Below are 15,080 nucleotides of genomic sequence, written 5' to 3'. Positions count from 1 at the left end.
GCGCGGGCGCTCACCTCGCGGAGGGAGAGCGATGACCGACTCCGAGAGCAGGACGCTCGTCGGGGGACGCTACGAGCTGGGCGAGCTGCTCGGCCGTGGCGGCATGGCCGAGGTCCGCAAGGGCACCGACACCCGGCTGGGACGCGTGGTGGCCGTCAAGCGGCTGCGCACCGACCTCGCCAGCGACGCGACGTTCCAGGCCCGCTTCCGCCGCGAGGCGCAGTCGTCCGCGTCGCTGAACCACCCCTCGATCGTGTCGGTCTACGACACCGGCGAGGAGATCGGTCCCGACGGGATCGCGCAGCCCTACATCGTGATGGAGTACGTCGCGGGCCGCACCCTGCGCGACGTGCTCAAGGAGGGTCGCAAGATCCTGCCGGAGCGGGCGCTGGAGATCACCTCCGGCGTGCTCTCGGCGCTCGACTACAGCCACCGCGCCGGGATCATCCACCGCGACATCAAGCCGGGCAACGTCATGCTGACGCCCAGCGGCGACGTCAAGGTGATGGACTTCGGCATCGCCCGCGCCGTCTCCGAGGCCTCCTCGACGATGACCCAGACCGCCGCGGTGGTCGGCACGGCGCAGTACCTCTCGCCCGAGCAGGCCCGCGGCGAGACCGTCGACTCCCGCTCCGACGTCTACTCGGCCGGCTGCCAGCTCTACGAGCTCCTGACCGGCCGCCCGCCGTTCGTGGGCGACAGCCCCGTGGCGGTGGCGTACCAGCACGTGCGCGAGCAGGCGGCGCCGCCGTCCGACATCGACCCGTCGCTGTCGCCCGAGATCGACCAGATCGTCATGCAGTCCCTCGCCAAGCGCGTGCAGGACCGCTACCAGAGCGCCGCGCAGATGCGCGCCGACATCGAGCGCTACCTCGCCGGGCGTCCCGTCGAGGCGCCCGCCGTCGTCGCGGCCCCGGAGGACGCGACCGCGGTGACCACCACGGCCCCGCCGACCCGCGCGGTCACCGAGGAGGTCGTCGAGCCGGAGAAGAAGTCGTCGCGCGCACCGTGGATCGTCGCGATCGCGGTGCTCCTGATCGGCCTCATCGTCGCGCTCGTCGTCCTGGCCCGCAGCGTCGACCTGTTCGAGAGCCCGCCGGACGACGTGCGGGTGCCCGACGTCGTCGGGATGGCCGAGCAGGACGCCCGCACCGAGCTCGCCGACGCCGGCTTCGACGTCGCGCCGAACGCGGAGTCGGAGACCAGCGACACCGTCGAGGCCGGACGCGTGATCCGCACCGACCCCACCGACAGCTTCCTGCTGCCCGGCACCACGATCACGCTCACCGTCTCGGCCGGACCCGACACCATCGAGCTGCCCGACGTCGTCGGCGACCCCTTCGACGAGGCGTCCGCGACCCTGACGGAGCTCGGGTTCGTGGTCGCCGACGCCGAGCAGGTCGACAGCGACGAGCCGCAGGGCACCGTGGTCGGGATGCGCCCGGAGGGCGGTGTCGGCGGCGAGTACGCCCCGGAGACCACCATCACCCTGCAGGTCTCCCGCGGCCCCGAGCTGGTGCCGAACGTCGTCGGCCAGTCCCGCGCGCAGGCGGAGCAGGCCATCCGCGACGCCGGCTTCGAGCCGTACGCGCTGCCGCGCACCGACCCCTCGCAGCCGACGGACATCGTGCTGGAGCAGCAGCCCCAGGGCGACGGTCAGCGCACCCTGCAGCAGGGCAACACGATCACGATCGTCTACAACGACTACGTGGAGCCGACGACGCCGCCGGAGACCACCGAGCCGCCGCCGACCGACCCGGAGGACCCGGAGAACCCGGGCGGCGAGCCCGGGGGCGGCGACGGCGGGGGCCTGCTCCCCTGACGCCGAGCCCCTCGGAGGGTGCGGCCGGTCAGGAGCCCATGGGCTCGGCGTACTGCAGGTCGAGGAGACCGCGGTACGCCGGGGCCGTGAGCGCGGGCTCCTCGTCGAGGTCCCAGCCGATCGCGATCTCGGGGTCGGCCGCCTGCTCGCGGTAGGTGCCGATCCGGCGGTCCGCGTCGATGGCGTCCTGGAGCGCGTCGGCGTCGCCGATGGCGGAGATCTCGTAGGGCTGCGGGTAGGGCAGTCCCTGCAGGAAGATCACGTTGCCCTGGCACTTGATGCCGGTCGTGGTCACGACGCGCTGGCCCTGGATGGTGACCGCCTCGGCGCCGCCGGCCCACAGGGCGTTCACGATCACCTGGATGTCCTGCTGGTGCACGACGAAGAGGTTCTGGTTGCGGTCGGAGGCCTCGCGCACCTCGGCGGGCGAGTCGCTGAGGGTGATCGTGAGGCCCTCGCCGGAGACCTCGGTGAGGCCCGCGGTCGCCGACAGCTCCTCCACCTGGTCCTGGAGGTCGTCGACGTCGGCGTCCCCGAGGTTCTCGGAGAGGCCCGCGACCTCCTCGTCCAGCCGGGCGACCCGGTCGGTCAGCGACTCGGCCTGGGCGCCCTCGGCGGCGACGATGGCCGAGAGGTCCTGGTAGCGACCGGGGCGCAGGTCCGTGCCCGCGCTGCTGATCGCGCTGGTGACGAACAGGCCGCCGCTGAGCAGGAGCACGGTCGGGGTGCCCCAGCGCCAGGGCGATCCGCCCGATCCACCGGCACGCCGCAGCCACCCGGGGCGCCGGCGCGGGGCGTCGGGGCCCGGCTCGGAAGGACTCGCGTGGGAACCTGGTGACACGACGACTACGCTAACCCGCGGCGGTGCGAACGCCCACCGCCTCCCTGCGTCGAGGAGATGTCGTGAGCAAGACCCCGTCCGAGCCGGAGAACACCGCCGACGAGGAGTCGACCGCGAAGTCGACCGAGGAGTCCTCCGCGACCTCGTCCGGCAAGGCCTCGTCCTCCGCCGCGAAGAAGTCGAGCGCCGCCGCGACCACGAGGAAGGCGGCCGGGAAGACGGTGACGAAGGACAAGCCGAGCAGCAAGGGCAAGGTCGGCGCCAAGGACAAGTCCGCCTCGGCCGGCACGAGGTCCGCGCTGCGGGGCCGCCTCGGCTCCGGCGACCGGGCGTACGGCGAGCGCCCCTCCCTCATCACGCCGCGCTTCGTGATCATGGTGGCGCTGATCGTGGCCGGCGTCGCGTACATCGTGATGACCTGGCGCGCCCTCGGCGCGACCCCGCTGGAGACCTGGTCGCTCTACGACGCGCTCGAGGAGCCCAAGACCCGACGCTGGGTCTGGGAGCTCGACCTGTGGAACTACGCGATCGGCTTCGGCGCGATCCTCGTCGGCCTCATCATCGGCGCGCACCGCTCCACCCCGCTCGGCCGGGGCAACGGTGTCGTCGTCGGCATGCTCGCCTGCTTCGGCATCGGCCTGCTGTGGATCTGCACGTTCTACCTGTTCGCCGACAACATCACCGACATCTGGGTGCTGGGCGCCCTCGGCCAGTGGAACCTCGTCGTGGGCATCGCGTTCATGGCGGTGGGCTTCTCCTACGCCACCAAGTGGGAGTGAACGCCCGCTCCTGAGTCGCCGACGGCGCCGGTCCCCCTGGGGGCCGGCGCCGTCGCCGTTCCCGGGGGTCTCGTGAGACCGAGTTCTCCACACTGTGGATAACCCCTGTGGAGAACTACACGGGTGTAAGACGCCGGCGCGGAGACCGGTCCCAGCGGTCCGAGGCGCTCAGGCCAGCTCGAGCGCGCGCAGCGCGACCAGGCCGAGCACGACGGCGCTGACGAGCAGCAGCCCGGCGACCTGGAGCGGTACGCGTCGCTCCCGCGGCGCCAGCACGATCACGCTCGCGGCCGCGACGCCGCCGAGCAGACCGCCGAGGTGGCCCTGCCAGGAGATCGACGAGCTCGCGGTGAAGGTGATGAGCACGTTGATGCCCAGCCAGAACGCGAGCGGCTTCGGGTCGCCGCCGACCTTGAGCACGACGACGATGAGGGCGCCGATGAGGCCGAAGATGGCGCCGGAGGCGCCGAGCGTCGAGGAGTACGGCGCGGCCAGCCACATCACGGCGGCCGAGCCGGCCAGCAGCGAGACGACGTAGACGGCGAGGAAGCGCCAGCGACCCATCACGCGCTCGACCTGGGGGCCGAGGAAGTAGAGGGCCAGCATGTTGAAGGCGATGTGCAGCAGGTCGACGTGCGCGAACCCGCTGGTCAACAGCTGCCACGGCGCGCCGGAGACGACGCCGTCGGTCCAGCTGCCGAGGCTGGCGCACGTGTCCGCGCTGGTGACGTTGAGGTAGACGCGGCCGTCGCCGAGCTCGCAGGCGCCGCGGGGGGTCAGCAGGAGCGCCCGGCCCAGGGCGCTGGCGGAGCCCCCGGCGGCCGCGAGGGCCGCGTACACGGCCAGGTTCACCGCGATGAGGACGTAGGACGTGATCTCGGGCCGACCGGCCCGGGCGCCGCCGTAGGGCGTGCGGGGGGCGCGCACCGTGCGGCGGCCCTCCGCGAGGCACTCCGGGCACTGGAAGCCGACGGAGGCTTCGTTCATGCAGTCGGGGCAGATGTGTCGTCCGCACCGCTGGCACGCGATGTGCGTCTCCCGCCCGGGGTGCCGGTAGCAGACCGGCACCCCGGCCGGGGGGTGGCTCACGGGCGGGTGATCTCGACGGACTCGATGATCACCGGCTCGACGGGCTTGTCGCCGGGGCCGGTCTTCGTCGTGGCGATGGCGTCGACGACCTTCTTCGACGCCTCGTCGACGACCTCGCCGAAGATGGTGTGCTTGCGGTTCAGCCACGCGGTGGGCGTGACGGTGATGAAGAACTGCGAGCCGTTGGTGCCCTTGCCGCCGCGCTGGCCGGCGTTGGCCATCGCGAGGAGGTACGGCTTGTCGAAGACGAGCTCGGGGTGGATCTCGTCGTCGAACGTGTAGCCGGGGCCGCCGGTGCCGGTGCCGAGGGGGCACCCGCCCTGGATCATGAAGCTGTCGATGACCCGGTGGAAGCCGAGGCCGTCGAAGTACTTCACGCCGCTGCGGCCGGCGTCGTCGGTGTAGTCCTTGGTGCCCTCGGCGAGTCCGACGAAGTTGTCGACCGTCTTCGGCGCGTGGTTCGGGAAGAGGGTGACCACGATGTCGCCGCGGTTCGTCTTCAGGGTGGCCTGGAGGTCAGCCATGTCAGCCTTTCGGTGGGTCCGTGGGCGGCACTGGCGTGTCGCCCCGACGATCCTCGCACGCGGAGCGAAGAGGTGTGGGCCGGGTTCGGGGTGGGTACCGCGTCCCGCAGGGCGCGCAGCCGTCGCGCCGCTTGGCGCGGCGTGGTCGAATGGTCGGCAACGCCACGAGAGAGGACAGAGATGGGCTTCCGCAAGAAGAAGACGCTCCTGGACCAGGCGAAGGAGCAGGCCAGCGACTTCGCCGACACCGTCCGCCCCCAGATCGAGGCCGCCGTCGCGACGGCCAAGGAGAAGTCCGGCCCGGTGATCGCCGACGCCCGCGACAAGGCGGCGCCCTACGTCGCCGACGCGCGCGACAAGGCGGCCCCCTACGTCGCCGAGGCCAAGGAGAAGCTCAACGAGGGCCGTGACGCGGCTGCCGCGAAGGCGCTCGTCGGGCTGTCCGCCGCCGAGGCCAAGGTCGCCTCGCTCCAGAGCGAGCCCCCCAAGAAGAAGGGCCGCTTCCGCAAGGTCCTGGTCTTCGGTGCGCTGGCCGGCCTCGCCGCCTTCGCCGTCAAGAAGCTCACGGCCGACAAGGGCGACAACTGGCAGTCGACCTACACCCCGCCGCCGCCCCCGGCCCCCGCCCCGGCTCCGCCGACGGCCGCCAAGGCCGACGAGGCCGCGGGCGCCGCCCCGGGCGAGGCCATCGCGGACTCCGCCGAGGAGCCGCACCCCGTCACGACCCCGGACGACCCGGCCGAGGTCGTCGACATCGAGGACGACAAGAAGGCCTGAGCACCGGCCCTCGCACGACGACGCCGGCCACCCCGCGGGGGTGGCCGGCGTCGCTGCGTCCGGGGACGGACGTCGCCGGACTTCCCGGTCAACCGGGAAGTCCTGCACTCTGTGCCCGTCGAAACGGGCACACAGTGAAAGTTCCCGGTTGACCGGGAACTCCGACAGCCCGGGGAGGACCCCTCAGGCGGGGGGCGTACGCGCGGGGGTCGGGGCCGCGAGCTCCGCGGCGTACTCCTTGCGGACCCGGGCGGTCGCGCGGTGCTCGGCCCAGAACGACAGGACCGGGATGGTGCCGCACAGCAGCACCACGATGGTGAAGCCCGGCTCCCACAGCGCCTTGCGGGCGAGCAGGAACGCGGTCAGCAGGAAGATCATGTAGAGCCAGCCGTGGGCGACGCCCAGGTAGTGCGTGATGCCCTCGCCCACCTGCTGTGCGGTCGAGCCCTCCGCGACGAGCGACGGCGTCGACGGGATGAAGCCCCACATGGAGGAGCCGTCGAAGTTGGCGAGCGGCACGCCGACCAGGATCAGCACGATGAGCAGGACGCCGACGATCGTGGCCATGACGCGGTAGCGCAGAAGGGTGCCTCTCACGGCGCCGACGGTACCGATTCCTCCTGAGAGGACTCCGAGCGGGCCACCTCGTCGGCGGCGCGTGCCCGCTCCACCTCGTCGCGCACGAAGCGCCACCAGACGAAGGCCGCGAACGAGGCGAAGATCCACCACTCGATGGCGTAGAGCAGGTTGCGCAGACCGGTGCCGAAGCCCGGGCTCGGCACCTGGTCGGGGTCGACCGCCTCCAGGCCGTCCGCGCCGCCGTTGACCGGCGCCGCGCCCGCCTCGCCGGTGGCGTCGACGACCGCGTACCCGTCGTAGATCCTCGTGTCGAGCAGACGCACGACGTCGGCGAGCCGCACCTGCGGCAGCACCCGGTCGGTGGCGTCGGGATCGGCGGCGCCGGTGCCCTCGCCCGGCTGCAGCCAGGCGACGACCTCGGCCCGGCCGGTCGGGTCGGCGGGCACCGCGTCGAGGGACGGGGTCCAGCCGCGCACCAGGGGCAGCAGCGTGCCGTCGCCCCCGTCCGGGGCGATCGGCGTGACGACCCAGAAGCCGTCGACGCCGTCGACGACCCGGTCGTCGACGAAGAAGGTCTGGTCGGGCACCCAGGTGCCGGCGACCTCGACGGGGGCGCCGGCGTCGGCGGCCGGGAACGACCCGCCGGGCTCGAGGAGGTCGGACAGCGGCACGGGGTCGCGCTCGACGACCTCGGCGGCGGCGAGGTCGCGGTGGGCCTGCCAGGCGTCCAGCTGCCAGTTGCCCAGACCGACGGCGACGGCGACCGCGACCACCCCGAGCAGGTGGATCGGGAGCACCCGCGGACGCAGCGCGGGGTGCAGATCGCGGGCGGCCACGCGACAAGCGTACGGACAAGTAGGAGCGTGCTACCGGCCAGGCGGGCCCGCGTCTGACAGAATCCCCTCCGTGGAGCCAGGTGTCGCCGGAGACGGGACTCCGGATCGTCGCGCCCTCGTCGTCGAGGACGATGCCGACATCCGGTCTCTCATCGACCTCACGTTGTCAGCCCAGGGGTTCGTCATCCGCACCGCGGCCACCGGCCGCGACGGGTTGCAGCTGGCCCGTGAGTGGGAGCCCGACCTCATCACCCTTGACCTGGGCCTGCCCGGGATCGACGGCCTCGAGGTGTGCCGGCGGGTGCGTGAGTTCTCCGACGCCTACCTCGTCGTCGTCTCCGCGCGCCAGGACGAGGTAGACCGCCTGATGGCGCTGCAGACCGGTGCCGACGACTTCCTCGTGAAGCCCTTCAGCCCCCGCGAGCTCCAGGCCCGCGTCACCGCGATGTTCCGGCGTCCGCGCGGCGCCGGGGAGGTCGCGACGGTGACGACCGCCGGCAGCGAGTCGTCGTCCGTCGTGCTCGGCGGCTCCGCCGTGCCCGAGGGCCACGAGGTGCTCGTGCACGGGCCCGTGGGCGTCGACGTCGACGGGCGCCGCGCGTTCGTCAGCGACGACGAGGTCGAGCTGACCCGCACCGAGTTCGACCTGCTCACCCACCTCATGCGCACGCCCGCCCGGGTCTGGACCCGCGAGGCGCTGCTGCGCACGGTGTGGGGCAACGACTGGGTCGGCGACGCGCACCTCGTCGAGGTCCACATCGGCAACCTGCGCCGCAAGCTCACGCAGGCCTCCGGCGACAAGGGGCTGATCCACACGGTCCGCGGCGTCGGCTACCGGATGGGCGGCTGACCGCTCCGCTTCCCTGCCGGACCGGTCAGTCCGGCTGCAGGCCGCGGCCCGGCACGTGCTCGAACACGAGGCTGGTCTCGGTCGAGGCGACCTCGCGCGCGGCGTTCAGGTTGCGCACCACGAACTCGCGCAGGTCCTCCGGCGACGTCGACGCGACGTGCACGAGGAAGTCGTTGGCGCCCGCGAGGAAGAAGACGTTGAGCACGCCGGGCAGCGTCGCGAGCCGCTCGGCGAACGAGCCGAGCGCCGCCCGGGCGTGCGACTGCAGCCGCACGGACACGAGGGCCTGCAGCGGTCGCCCGAGCGCCTCGGGTCCGAGGTCGGCGTGGAAGCCGCGCACGACGCCCGTCTCCTGGAGCCGCCGCACGCGCAGGAGGCAGGTGGACGGCGCGACGCCCACCCGTCGGGCGATGGTGCTGTTGGGCGTACGCGCGTCCGCGGCGAGGATCCGGACGATCGCACGGTCGACGTCGTCGAGCGCGACCTCGCCGGCCGGGCGAATCATGTTCGCCGCGACCGGCCTCTCCTCGTCCATCGTCGAAATCTGTCACGGATCCGACCGCCGGCGCGAACTTTTCTTCGACGCCCTTCCCTCCGGGCCGCACGAATGCGCACACTCGTCGCCCCAACCCGCGACCGTGACCACCGAGGAGACCTCATGCGCGTCGGCGTGCCGAAGGAAGTCAAGAACCACGAGTACCGCGTCGCCCTGACGCCGATCGGCGTGCACGAGCTGACCTCCCACGGGCACGAGGTGCTGGTCGAGACCGGCGCCGGGGCGGGCTCGGCCATCGAGGACGAGGAGTACGCGGCGGCAGGCGCCCGCATCGTCGACGACGCCGACGCGACGTGGGCCGGGGCCGAGCTGGTGCTGAAGGTCAAGGAGCCCGTGGCCGAGGAGTACCACCGGCTGCGCGACGACCTGACGCTGTTCACGTACCTGCACCTGGCCGCCGACAAGCCGCTCACCGAGGCGCTGCTGGCCGCGGGCACCACGGCCGTCGCGTACGAGACCGTGCAGCTGCCCTCGGGCGCGCTCCCGCTGCTCTACCCGATGTCGGAGGTGGCGGGGTGCCTCGCGCCGCAGGTGGGCGCCCACGCCCTGCTCAAGGCGCAGGGCGGCCGCGGCGTGCTGCTGGGCGGGATCGGCGGCGTGGCCAGCGCCAAGGTCGTCATCATCGGCGCGGGCGTCTCGGGGCAGAACGCCGCCAACATCGCGCTCGGGATGGGCGCGGACGTCACGCTGCTCGACACCGACCTCGACAAGCTGCGGATGTCGTTCTGGCGCTACGACAACCGGGTGCGCGGGCTGGCCAGCTCACGGCTGGTGCTGGAGCAGCAGCTGCTGGAGGCCGACCTGGTGATCGGCGCGGTGCTGATCCCGGGCGCCGCCGCGCCCAAGCTGGTCTCGAACGACCTGGTCGCGCGGATGAAGCCGGGTTCGGTGCTCGTCGACATCGCCGTCGACCAGGGCGGCTGCTTCGAGGACACCCGCCCGACCACGCACGCCGACCCGACCTACCAGGTGCACGGCTCGACCTTCTACTGCGTCGCGAACATGCCGGGCGCCGTGCCGACGACGTCGACGTACGCCCTGACCAACGCGACGCTGCCCTACGTCACCGCGCTCGCGGAGCACGGCTGGCGCGAGGCGCTGCGCGCCGACCCGACGCTGGCGAAGGGCCTCAACACCCACGCGGGGACGCTGACCAACGCGGGCGTCGGCGCGGCCGTCGGGATCGAGGCCGTCGAGCCGGCGTCCGTGCTGGGCTGAGCCCGGCCCGGCCGAGCCCTGGACCGGACCGTCTCCCCGGCACGAGGGGCGCCGGGGAGACGGGGACCGGGTCAGGAGCCGGGAGTCAGGAGCCGGCGACGATGGAGTCCATCAGCTCCTTGGGCCCCGTGAAGCCCTCGACGATCGCCCCGTGCACCATCTGCAGCGCGATGAAGGCCGCGCCGTGCTCGACCGCGAGGCGCTTCTCCTCCTCCGACCAGGCCGGGAGCACCCACGGCTTGTCGACGGCCTCGGCGAGCTTCGCGATGTGCGCGATGTCGGCGAAGTCCTCCTCGCTGCGCGTGTAGTGGCCGCGGCCGCGACGCAGCGAGAGGTCGGTGGGGCCGACGAAGACGCCGTCGACGGTGTCGAGCGCCAGGATCGCCTCGGCGTCGTCGAACGCGCCCGCGTCCTCGATCATCGGGAAGACGAGCGTCGTGGCGTCGGCGTCGCGGTACCACTCCTCCGAGAACCCGCCGTAGTTGACCGTCCGGCCGCCGGCGGCGCTGCGGTCGCCCAGGGGCGGGAACTTGGCGTAGCCGGTGATCAGCTTCGCGTGCTCGAGGTTCTCGATGTGCGGGATGATCACGCCGTCGGCGCCGAAGTCGAGGGCCTGCTGGATGGGGCCGCGCTCGGGCACCAGCACCTTGGCGAGGACCTTCAGCCCCAGCCCCTTCACGAAGGGGATGAACCGCTCCAGCGTCTCGAGGTCGAACGGACCGTGCTCGATGTCGAGGATGACGAAGTCGTAGCCGATCTTGGCGACGATCTCGGCGACGGCGGTGGTGGAGTCGGAGAGCCAGGCGCCCAGCTGCGGGGTCGTGGTCATGGTGGGTCGGTGTCCTTTCGGGGTGGGGAGAGTGGGGGCGGCGCTCAGGCGCCGACGGTGTAGCGGCGGTTGGCGAGGCTGGGGTTGCTGGCCCGCACCACGCCGATGCGCGAGGTGTCGACGTCGAACACGGCGACGTCGACGGCCTCGGCCAGCTCGGCGATCGTCGAGCCCATCGGGTCGACGGCCAGGGCCGAGCCGACGCCCATCGGCGGCGCCTGGGAGACGCCGGCGACGAAGACGGTGTTCTCGATGGCGCGGGCCAGCAGCAGCGTCTTCCAGTGGAACTCCTTGCGGGGGCCGGGCACCCACGAGGCGGGGTAGAGCAGCACCTCGGCGCCCGCGTCGACGACTCGGCGGGCCGGCTCGGGGAAGCGCAGGTCGTAGCAGGTCAGCATGCCGACCTCGACGCCGTCGACGGTGAAGGTCTGCGGGGCGTCCAGGTCACCGGGGCAGATGAAGGCGGACTCCTGGTAGCCGAACGCGTCGTAGAGGTGCTGCTTGCGGTACGCCGCGACCCGCTCGCCGTCGGGGCCGACGACCAGGAGCGTGTTGTACGCCCGGTCCGGGTCCGGCGAGGTCTCGACGAGGCCGTAGACGATGGTCGCCGACAGCTCCTTGGCGAGCTGGCCGACCTGGCCCGCGAACGGCCCGTCGAGGGGCTCGGCGGCGTCCACGAAGGCGCGGGTCAGCTGCGGGAGCTCGAACATGGCGAACTCGGGGAAGACCAGGAGGTCCGCTCCGCGGCCGACCGCGTCCTCGGCGAGGCGGCGCATCTCGGCGAGGTTGGCCGCCTTGTCCTCGGTGGTCAGCATCTGGCAGAGGGCGATCTTCATGCGCTGTTCTCCTCTCGGGAGGCTCGGGTGCGGAAGGGGACGGGGGCGTCCGTCGGCGCGGCGAGCCAGGGCTCGGCGCCGTCGCGGTGGCTGTGCAGGCCGTCGGCGGCCAGGGCGTCCTGGTAGGCCGGCATCCAGGGCCGCGTCTCGTCGGCCGGACGCCGGTACGCCGCGGCCAGGACCTCGAGGAAGCGCGCCACCTCGGGGGTGAGGCGGTCGGGGTGCCAGATGACGTACGCCGTCGCGTCGAGGCGCGGCTCGACCAGGGGCCGGTAGACCACGTTGGGCAGCCGCGTACCCGTCAGCGAGCGCGGCAGGAACGACACGCCGGCGCCGGCGGAGACCATGCCGACGTGGTCGAGGTACGAGCCGGCCGCGACCGGGCCACGCGGCGAGAAGCCCGCCTTCATGCAGGCCACGACGAGGGCGTCGTGCACCTCCGGCGCGGCGTGGCGCGGGATCGAGATGATCTGCTCGTGCCGCAGGTCGGCGATCGAGACCTCGTCCCGGTCGGCCAGCGGGTGGTCGTCGGGCAGCGCGAGCAGGTAGGGCTCGCGGAACAGCTCCGCGCACTCGAAGCCCTTGTCGGTGTGCCGGGTGAAGAGCACCGCGACGTCCTGGCGCCCGCCCTCGAGCTCCTCGAGGATCTGCACGGTCGTCGAGTAGGTGATCGGCAGGTCTACCCGCGGCGAGGCGTCGCGGAACTCCTTGACCACGGCGGGCAGGTGGCCGTAGACGAGCGCACGCGTCAGCGCCACGCGCACCCGGCCCAGCTCCCCGGCCTGCAGCTCGTTGAGCAGGCCCTCGAGGTCGCGGACCTGCTCGAGCACCGCCCGGCAGCGCAGGTAGAACTCGCGACCGGCGGCCGTCACGGTGAACGGACGCGTCGAGCGGTCCAGCAGCTGGATGCCCAGGTCGGTCTCCAGCCGGATGATCTGCTGGCTCAGCGCGGGCTGGCTGATGAACAGCTGCTCGGCGGCGGTGCGGAAGCTCTGCGCGTCCACGAGCGACACGTACATCTCGAGCCGTCGGGTCTCCATCAGCCGGCCAGCCGCTCGGCGCGGCGCTGGGCCTGCAGGTCGGGGTCGGGCACCGGCGCGGCTGCGATCAGCCGGCGCGTGTACTCCTGCTGCGGGGCGGCGAGCACCTGGGCCGTGCTGCCCTGCTCGACCACCCGGCCCTTCTGCAGCACGACGACCGAGGTCGCGAGCTGCTCGACGACCGAGAGGTCGTGGGTGATGAAGAGGCAGGAGAACCCGTGCTCGCGCTGCAGCTCGGAGAACAGGTCGAGCACGGCGGCCTGCACCGAGACGTCGAGCGCCGAGGTGGGCTCGTCCGCGACGAGCAGGCGCGGCCGGGTCGCCATGGCGCGGGCGATGCCGACCCGCTGGCGCTGGCCGCCGGAGAGCTCGTGGGGGTAGCGGTCCACCCAGTCCTTCGGCAGCCGCACGTCGTCGAGGAGCTCCTGGGCCCGTGACCGGCAGGCCTTCGTGCTGCGCAGGACGCCGGTCCAGCGCAGCGGGTCGGTGATCGACTGGCCGATGGTGCGCCGCGGGTCGAGGGAGGACGCCGGGTCCTGGAAGACCATCGAGACCGCACCCCGCACGTGGGCGAGGTCGGCGCGCGTACCGCCCGTGACGTCGCGACCGTCCACCGTCATCCGGCCCTCGGCGACCGGCAGCAGGCCCATCGCGAGGCGGCCGATCGTCGACTTGCCGGAGCCCGACTCGCCGACGAGGCCGACGATCTCGCCCGGGGCGACGCTGATGTCGAGGTCGTCGCCGGCGCGGAAGCCGGCCTTGCGCCACGATCCGGGGTACTCGATCGCCACGCCCTCGAGGCGCAGCACCGGCTCCGTCCCGCGGTCGACGACGGCCTTGCTCGCCGCACCCGACCCGAGCCGCGGGACGGCGGCCAGCAGCGCCTGGGTGTACTCGTGCCGCGGCCGCGCGAACAGCTCGCGGGCCGGGGCGCTCTCGACGACGCGTCCGTCTCGCATCACGACGACGCGGTCGGCGACGTCGGCGACGACGCCCATGTCGTGGGTGATGATCAGGACGCTCATGCCGGTGCGCTGCTGCAGCTCGCGCACCAGGTCGAGGATCTCGGCCTGCACCGTCACGTCGAGCGCGGTGGTCGGCTCGTCGGCGATCAGCAGCCGGGGCTCGGAGGCCATCGCCATCGCGATCATCGCGCGCTGGCGCTGGCCGCCGGAGAGCTGGTGCGGGTAGTGCTTCACCTTGGTCTCGGGCTCCGGCATGTGCACCTGGCGCAGCAGCTCGACGGCGCGCACCTCCGCGTCCGCCTTGCTGACGTCGCGGTGGCTGCGGATGGCCTCGACCAGGTGGTGCCCGATCGTGTAGACGGGGTTCAGCGCCGTCATCGGCTCCTGGAAGATCACGGCCACGTCGTTGCCGCGCACCTGGCGCAGCCGCTTCTCGCCGGCGCCGACGAGCTCCTCGCCGTCGAGCAGGATCGAGCCGGTACGCCGCGCGTTGGCCGGCAGCAGGTCCAGGATCGCCATCGCCGTGACCGACTTGCCGGAGCCGGACTCGCCGACGAGGGCGACCGTCTCGCCCGGGGCGACGGAGAGGGTGACGTCGTGGGTGACCGCCTTCCACCTCCGCCCGCCGCCGAACTCGACGCTGACGTCGCGGATCTCCAGCAGCGCGGTGGTCGCGGGGGCCTTCTCGAGCAGGGGCTGGGTCATCGGTCGTTCCTCGACTTCGGGTCGAGCCCCGAGCGCAGCGCGTCGCCGACCAGGCCGAAGGCCAGGATGGTCAGGACCACGAAGGCACCGGGCACGAGCAGGACGTGCGGGTCGGTGGACAGGTAGCGCTGGCCCTGGGCCACCATCGAGCCCCAGGACGGGGTGGGCGGCACGACGCCGAGACCGAGGTAGCTCAGGCCGGACTCGAGCAGGATCGCGGTCGCGATCGTCAGCGAGACCTGCACGATGAGCGGCGCGGAGATGTTCGGCAGGATGACGCCGAACAGCCGCGTGCGTGTCGGGGCGCCGAAGGCGGTGGCCGCCTCGACGAACTCCAGGCGCTTCACGCTGATCACCTGGCCGTAGGCGATGCGGGCGAAGGTCGGGGCGAACAGCACGCCCATCGCGACGATCAGCGTGCCCGTGCCCGGACCACGCAGGGTCACGGCCAGCAGCACCAGGATGATCGGCGGGAAGGCGAGCAGCACGTCGACGACGACCCGCATGGTGACCACCTCGACGATGCCGCCGAAGTAGCCGCCGAGCAGACCGAGGACCGTCCCGAGCACCATCGCCACGACGGTCGCGCCGAGCGCGATGAGCAGCTCGACCCGCGCGCCGTAGATGACGCGGCTGAGGATGTCGCGGCCCAGCTCGTCGGTGCCGAGCAGGTGCGCGGCGCCGGGACCGGCGAGCCGGTTCGCGACGTCCTGGGCGAGGGGGTCGCTCGGGGAGACGAGCGGGGCGGCGAGCAGCACGACGACCATGAGGCCGACGTAGGCGAGCGCGACCACCCGCAGCGGGGTCAGGGCATGAGCCAGACGACGTCGCACG

At 72.7% G+C, this 15,080-nt stretch carries 16 protein-coding genes; 5 read left to right on the top strand and 11 right to left on the bottom strand.

The genetic code is table 11. The features are described from left to right. Nucleotides 1-31: 31 nt before the first annotated feature. Nucleotides 32-1,822 (top strand): Stk1 family PASTA domain-containing Ser/Thr kinase, encoded by a 1,791-nt coding sequence (gene pknB, locus RDV89_RS08160; RefSeq protein ID WP_315732465.1) that lies wholly within the window; start codon nucleotides 32-34, stop codon nucleotides 1,820-1,822. Nucleotides 1,823-1,850: 28 nt separating this feature from the next. Here pknB and RDV89_RS08155 read toward each other — a convergent pair whose 3' ends face one another. Then, nucleotides 1,851-2,663 (bottom strand): DUF881 domain-containing protein, encoded by an 813-nt coding sequence (locus tag RDV89_RS08155; RefSeq protein ID WP_315732464.1) that lies wholly within the window; start codon nucleotides 2,661-2,663, stop codon nucleotides 1,851-1,853. A gap of 62 nt (nucleotides 2,664-2,725) precedes the next feature. Here RDV89_RS08155 and RDV89_RS08150 point away from each other — a divergent pair, with 62 nt between their 5' ends. Further along, entirely contained in the window at nucleotides 2,726-3,442 is a 717-nt protein-coding gene (locus tag RDV89_RS08150; protein WP_315732463.1) for a cell division protein CrgA, read from the top strand. A 168-nt stretch (nucleotides 3,443-3,610) separates the two neighbouring features. Here the strand turns inward: RDV89_RS08150 and RDV89_RS08145 are convergent, their stop codons facing one another. After that, nucleotides 3,611-4,429: a rhomboid family intramembrane serine protease gene (locus RDV89_RS08145; RefSeq protein ID WP_315732462.1), complete on the bottom strand. Its 819-nt coding sequence runs from the start codon at nucleotides 4,427-4,429 to the stop codon at nucleotides 3,611-3,613. 98 nt (nucleotides 4,430-4,527) lie between these two features. After that, entirely contained in the window at nucleotides 4,528-5,055 is a 528-nt protein-coding gene (locus RDV89_RS08140; protein WP_315732461.1) for a peptidylprolyl isomerase, read from the bottom strand. A gap of 180 nt (nucleotides 5,056-5,235) precedes the next feature. On the opposite strand from RDV89_RS08140, the gene RDV89_RS08135 reads away from it, so the two are divergent. Then, nucleotides 5,236-5,832 carry a hypothetical protein gene (locus RDV89_RS08135; RefSeq protein ID WP_315732460.1) on the top strand — a complete coding sequence of 199 codons (597 nt, stop codon included), beginning with the start codon at nucleotides 5,236-5,238 and terminating at the stop codon, nucleotides 5,830-5,832. Nucleotides 5,833-6,015: 183 nt separating this feature from the next. Here the strand turns inward: RDV89_RS08135 and RDV89_RS08130 are convergent, their stop codons facing one another. Both RDV89_RS08130 and RDV89_RS08125 read right to left on the bottom strand, forming a co-directional pair. Then, on the bottom strand, nucleotides 6,016-6,429 hold the full coding sequence (locus tag RDV89_RS08130; RefSeq protein ID WP_315732459.1) for a DUF3817 domain-containing protein: 414 nt from the start codon (nucleotides 6,427-6,429) through the stop codon (nucleotides 6,016-6,018). Beyond that, nucleotides 6,426-7,247, bottom strand: coding sequence for an SURF1 family protein (locus tag RDV89_RS08125; protein WP_315732458.1), 822 nt, complete (start codon nucleotides 7,245-7,247; stop codon nucleotides 6,426-6,428). Before RDV89_RS08125 ends, RDV89_RS08130 begins: the two co-directional genes overlap by 4 nt. Nucleotides 7,248-7,317: 70 nt before the next feature. Between RDV89_RS08125 and RDV89_RS08120 the strand changes: the two genes are divergently transcribed. Beyond that, nucleotides 7,318-8,097, top strand: a complete 780-nt coding sequence (locus RDV89_RS08120) for a response regulator transcription factor (RefSeq protein WP_315732457.1) — start codon at nucleotides 7,318-7,320, stop codon at nucleotides 8,095-8,097. Between the two features lie 25 nt (nucleotides 8,098-8,122). On the opposite strand, the gene RDV89_RS08115 is transcribed toward RDV89_RS08120, so the two are convergent. Continuing rightward, nucleotides 8,123-8,632: an Lrp/AsnC family transcriptional regulator gene (locus RDV89_RS08115; RefSeq protein WP_315732456.1), complete on the bottom strand. Its 510-nt coding sequence runs from the start codon at nucleotides 8,630-8,632 to the stop codon at nucleotides 8,123-8,125. 123 nt (nucleotides 8,633-8,755) lie between these two features. On the opposite strand from RDV89_RS08115, the gene ald reads away from it, so the two are divergent. Continuing rightward, nucleotides 8,756-9,871, top strand: coding sequence for an alanine dehydrogenase (gene ald, locus RDV89_RS08110; protein WP_315732455.1), 1,116 nt, complete (start codon nucleotides 8,756-8,758; stop codon nucleotides 9,869-9,871). 85 nt (nucleotides 9,872-9,956) lie between these two features. On the opposite strand, the gene RDV89_RS08105 is transcribed toward ald, so the two are convergent. Genes RDV89_RS08105 through RDV89_RS08085 form a run of 5 tightly spaced genes read right to left on the bottom strand, consistent with a single transcriptional unit; the run spans nucleotide 9,957 to nucleotide 15,079 of the window. Then, nucleotides 9,957-10,700 (bottom strand): HpcH/HpaI aldolase family protein, encoded by a 744-nt coding sequence (locus RDV89_RS08105; RefSeq protein ID WP_315732454.1) that lies wholly within the window; start codon nucleotides 10,698-10,700, stop codon nucleotides 9,957-9,959. Nucleotides 10,701-10,744: 44 nt separating this feature from the next. Continuing rightward, nucleotides 10,745-11,536 (bottom strand): carbon-nitrogen hydrolase family protein, encoded by a 792-nt coding sequence (locus RDV89_RS08100; RefSeq protein WP_315732453.1) that lies wholly within the window; start codon nucleotides 11,534-11,536, stop codon nucleotides 10,745-10,747. Continuing rightward, on the bottom strand, nucleotides 11,533-12,576 hold the full coding sequence (locus RDV89_RS08095; protein ID WP_315732452.1) for a LysR family transcriptional regulator: 1,044 nt from the start codon (nucleotides 12,574-12,576) through the stop codon (nucleotides 11,533-11,535). Before RDV89_RS08095 ends, RDV89_RS08100 begins: the two co-directional genes overlap by 4 nt. Further along, nucleotides 12,576-14,246, bottom strand: a complete 1,671-nt coding sequence (locus tag RDV89_RS08090) for an ABC transporter ATP-binding protein (RefSeq protein WP_315732451.1) — start codon at nucleotides 14,244-14,246, stop codon at nucleotides 12,576-12,578. Before RDV89_RS08090 ends, RDV89_RS08095 begins: the two co-directional genes overlap by 1 nt. Continuing rightward, a complete protein-coding gene (locus RDV89_RS08085; RefSeq protein WP_315732450.1) occupies nucleotides 14,243-15,079 on the bottom strand; it encodes an ABC transporter permease in 837 nt (278 codons plus the stop codon). Before RDV89_RS08085 ends, RDV89_RS08090 begins: the two co-directional genes overlap by 4 nt. Nucleotide 15,080: the final 1 nt, after the last annotated feature.

This window comes from Nocardioides imazamoxiresistens (assembly GCF_032378595.1).
GTDB classification, from domain to species: Bacteria; Actinomycetota; Actinomycetes; order Propionibacteriales; family Nocardioidaceae; genus Nocardioides; species Nocardioides imazamoxiresistens.
The sequence above is the reverse complement of the archived record's forward strand: the minus strand, read 5'-3'. Positions and strand labels throughout refer to the sequence as shown.